4 protein-coding genes are annotated in these 4,292 nt (G+C 60.3%); 2 read left to right on the top strand and 2 right to left on the bottom strand.

Annotated elements, in window-relative coordinates; genetic code table 11:
- Window positions 1–248 precede the first annotated feature (248 nt).
- Both AC07OK_RS30685 and AC07OK_RS30680 read left to right on the top strand, forming a co-directional pair.
- Window positions 249–635: a DUF4214 domain-containing protein gene (locus tag AC07OK_RS30685; RefSeq protein WP_494693831.1), complete on the top strand. Its 387-nt coding sequence runs from the start codon at window positions 249–251 to the stop codon at window positions 633–635.
- A gap of 1 nt (window position 636) precedes the next feature.
- On the top strand, window positions 637–1,455 hold the full coding sequence (locus AC07OK_RS30680; RefSeq protein ID WP_494693830.1) for a hypothetical protein: 819 nt from the start codon (window positions 637–639) through the stop codon (window positions 1,453–1,455).
- Window positions 1,456–1,473: 18 nt separating this feature from the next.
- Here AC07OK_RS30680 and AC07OK_RS30675 read toward each other — a convergent pair whose 3' ends face one another.
- The gene (locus AC07OK_RS30675; RefSeq protein WP_494693829.1) at window positions 1,474–2,685 is read right to left on the bottom strand and encodes a sensor histidine kinase; all 1,212 of its coding nucleotides are present in this window, start codon (window positions 2,683–2,685) and stop codon (window positions 1,474–1,476) included.
- A gap of 83 nt (window positions 2,686–2,768) precedes the next feature.
- Window positions 2,769–4,133, bottom strand: coding sequence for a sodium-dependent transporter (locus AC07OK_RS30670; RefSeq protein ID WP_494693828.1), 1,365 nt, complete (start codon window positions 4,131–4,133; stop codon window positions 2,769–2,771).
- Window positions 4,134–4,292: the final 159 nt, after the last annotated feature.

Raw genomic sequence — 4,292 nt, 5'->3', positions numbered from 1 at the left:
CCGTGAAACAACTTTGCGCCGATGATAGTGCTGCAACCAGTGTGAAAGTAGGTTATCGTCAGGCTAGTTATATAGAAGAACCCCACCAAGTGATCTTGGTGGGGTTTTTCGCATTCTGTAGCCATTTGCTCAGCGCGGCACTGCCGCGCTTTACTATCTAAAAACCCCCTCCGTTCAACGACAGGCATTGCCTGCCGTCTCACCTGGACGGGGCTTTTTTTCGATTCCATACTTGCGCTCGCGCCAGCATGGGCGCCGCCGGACCGACCGCGCCTCCGACCGCGGCGGCCTGGCTTTACGGTAGCAATGCCACTGTGAAGACGGTGCTCGACGGATTTGGAGGCGGCACGGAAGCTTCCGACCTGTACGCAGGCACCAACGCCGAATTCGTTAATACTGTTTATATCAATTTTTTTGGCCGCTATGCCGATGGCGGCAGCCAGAATTTCTGGGTTGCCGCTTTGGATAGGCAGGCGATCACCCGATCATTTGCGGCCCTGGCCATTCTCGTCGGCGCGCAAGGCGACGACCTGTCGGCGCTGGCAAAAAAGAACGACGTGGCGACACGCTTCACGGCAGCGCTTACCGCTGCGGGCTTGACCGATACGTCACCCCCAAGGCGTCATCGGCGCTGACTTGCTGGCCCAGGTTAACGCGGCTACCGATCTGGTGGCATACCAGGCTGTGATTGATGCCGCGGTGCAGTCGATTGCCCAGGACATAGCCTCGACCAGCTTGCTACGCTACACCGCCTTCCAGAACGTCTACGCTGAGATCGCGACGCCGGTGCGGTACTGGCTGACATTCGGGCGCGGGACGATTCCCGTCCCTAACGGCAAGTTGGTGTTCGGCATGGGCGAGCGCCAGATCGGCTACGCAAAAATCCCGGGATCGAGCAACCCCAGCGTGGTGTATGACGCACCCATCGTCGCTTCGGCGACGATAGCCGCCCAGCCCGATGGCACAGCTCCGACGGTGCTGATGTTGTGCCAGGCCGTGACTGATGCGGCAAGCAACGTCGTCCGCAATAAATCAACCGACTTGCTGGTGCTGAATGCGGCGCAGATGGTTATCAACGCCAAGGAGCTGGCAGGGCAGACGCTGTCTACCTACCGCGAGGATTGCGGGGTCGTGACCACCCAAAATATTGTGTTCGATACAGAGGGCGCCGCCACGGTGACCGATGCAAGTGGCAGCAATATATATCCGGTCGCCTCGGTGCAGGCCGCGTTGAATGGCGTACTGCCCGGCAGCCTGAAGGTCAAGGATCTCTCCTGGCGCGCTTACCGCTATGCCAAGGCGGACGGCTCGGTCAGGTATGCGATTGTCAGCCGGGCCATGTCGCACGCCAGCACCCCGCCGGAGATGCCGACGGTCACCGCCGCCGGCGGCGCTAACACAGCCTCCAGCGCCACTGCTGCGCTCGGCGCGTTGTCGCTGTGGTCGCAGGAATAAGCGGACATGGCGCCGGCGCTAGCGCGTCGGCGCCAGCATCGGCAGCGTCAAGGTGAAGCGGGTGCCGCCGCCGGGCTCGCTAACAACGTCGATGGTGCCGCCCAGGATTTCGGTGACGATGTTGTGGACGATATTCAGGCCCAGGCCGGAACCGCCTACCCCCAGCTTGGTGGTGAAGAAGGGATCGAAGATGCGCGACAGGTAGTCTTTCTTGATACCAACGCCGTGATCTTCAACCGACAGCGTCACCCAGCCCAGCGGGGAGAGGCTGGCCGAGATGTCGATCAAGCCGTCGCCGCGGCCTTCGTAGCCGTGCAGGATGGCGTTGTTGATCAGATTGGAGATCACCTGCCCGATGGGGCCCGGGTAGCTTTCCATCATCAGGTCCGGCGGTATCCGTTGCTGTATCACGAATGGCGTGCGCTTGATGGTGGGCTGCAGTGTCAACACATTGCCGGCCACCACCTCGGCCAGTAAAAAGCTGCGTCGTTGCGAACTGGTCTGGTCGACCGCCACCTGTTTGAAGTTGGTGACGATATCCGCGGCGCGATGCAGATTGCGGCTCAGGATATCCACCGACAGCTGTGCATTCTGGATGTAACTTTCAAATTCCTTGCGGGTGATGCCGCCTTCCAGCGTCAGATGCTGGGTGATATCGTCGGTCTGCATTTCAAACGTGGTGGAGGCCATCAGACTGTTGCCGATCGGCGTATTCAGTTCATGCGCGATGCCGGCCACCATCGCGCCCAGTCCGGCCAGGCGTTCGTTGCGCACCAGGTCTGCGCGCGCCTTGTCCAGCGTGGCAATCATGTCCTGCAATTCGCGGTTGGCGCGGCGCAGCGCCAGGTGGGTATTGATGCGCGCCAGCACCTCTTCGATCTGGAATGGCTTGGTGATGTAGTCCACGCCACCGGCATCGAATCCGGTGACTTTTTGCTTGGGGTCGGTCAAGCCAGTCATGAAGATGACCGGGATATCCTTGGTGGCCTTGCCCGCCTTGAGGCGCCGGCACGCTTCGAAGCCGTCGATGCCGGGCATGACGACATCGAGCAGAATCAGATCCGGCTCGGCGAATTCCGCGCGCATCAAACCTTCGGCGGCGGTCTGCGCCAGCACGATCATGAAGCCGTGCCGTTCAAGCCGGTCCAGCAGGGCCGCCAGATAGGAAAGAGAGTCATCGACGATCAGTATCGTCGGCATCGGCACTACGGGGATCTCGCTCTGGTTCATCACGCAGCCTGAGGATATTCACGGTGGAGACAGTATATGCATACTGCTCCGGCGGCGGTGAAAAAAGAGCGAGACCGTTGCGCCTATAACAAATTCAATCCCTTCAACATTACCAAAAGAATCAGCACTGGCGAGATATAGCGCAGCAGGAAGAAGACGATGCGTATCGTGGTCCGATGCGCTAATGCGCCCTGGTTCGACAGCGCCTGGCCGAACTTGTCCGCGCCCCAAACCCAGCCGACAAACACCGCCAGCAAGATGCCGCCCAGCGGCAGCAGCACGTTGGACGAGACGAAGTCGAACAGGTCGAACATATTCATGCCGAACAGTTTGAAATCGGCCAGTATATTGTTGGTCAATGCACAGCTGGAACCGAGCAGCATCAGGCCGGCGATGGTCAGCAGCGTAGCCTTCGCGCGGCTCAGGCCGAAACGTTCGTGCAAGATCACGACCGGCACTTCCATCAGCGACAGCATCGCACCGGTGGCGGCCACCGATGCCAGCACGAAGAAGGCGATCATCAATAGCTGGCCGCCAGGGATCTGTGAGAACACGGCGGGAATGGTGATGAACACCAGGGCCGGGCCGGCCGCCGGTTCGAAGCCGAACGTAAACACCGCCGGGAAGATCGCGATGCCCGCCAGCATGGAGACGCACAGGTCGGCAGCCATCACGCGCAGCGTGGTCTGAGGGATATTCTGATCGTCGCGGAAGTAGGAGCCGTAGGTCATCATCGTGCCCATGCCCAGCGACAGCTTGAAGAATGCCAGACCCATCGCGGTCAGGATGACGCCGGCCGTGATCTTGCTGAAGTCGGGGCGGAACAGGAAGGTCAGGCCATCGACCGCCTTGTCCAACGACAGGCTGACCGCGCACAGCACCAGCAACAGCAGGAACAGGATGGGCATCAGCTTCTTGGCGATGCCTTCGATGCCCTTGGTTACACCCATCAGCAAGATACCGCCGATGAAGGCCAGCACGCCCCATTGCCACAACAGCGATTGCACCGGGTCGGCGATCAGCGCGTTGAATGCGCCTTCGGTCACTTGGCGGTCGCTGCTCAGGATGGAGCCGCCGATGGCCTTGAATACATAGGCGAATACCCAGGCCACCACTTCGGAATAGAAGGACAGGATCAGGAAGGCTGCCGCCATGCCGGCCACGCCAACCAGCCACCACGGCAGACCTTTTTTCGGGCTGAGATTTTGCAGCGCCGTGATCGGATTTGCTTTGGCTGCGCGGCCCATTGTGATCTCCGCGATCATGACGGGAAGGCCGATGACCAGGGTGGCGAGCAGGTAGATCAGCAGGAAGCCGGCACCGCCGTTGGCGCCGGTCAGATAAGGGAACTTCCATATATTGCCAAGGCCTACGGCCGACCCGAGCGTCGCCGCGAGTACGCCGAAACTGGAGCTGAAGCCGCCGCGCTTGATGGTGTGATTGCTCATTGGGTGCCTTCCTGCCGTGTACATAAAGGGCGCGATTGTAGCAGTTCGGAAAAAGGCCTTGCAGATATGGCGAGGGCTTTGCTATAGTTCGCCTCCCCGCAAAACGGTGCATGCAAATGCAGAGAACAGCGGGGAGCTGGGAAAAGTAGGGGTTGACGA

The sequence above is a fragment of the Duganella sp. GW821-FHT07G03 genome (genome assembly GCF_059418605.1).
Note: the sequence above shows the minus strand (reverse complement) of the source record. Positions and strands in the feature narration are given on the sequence as shown.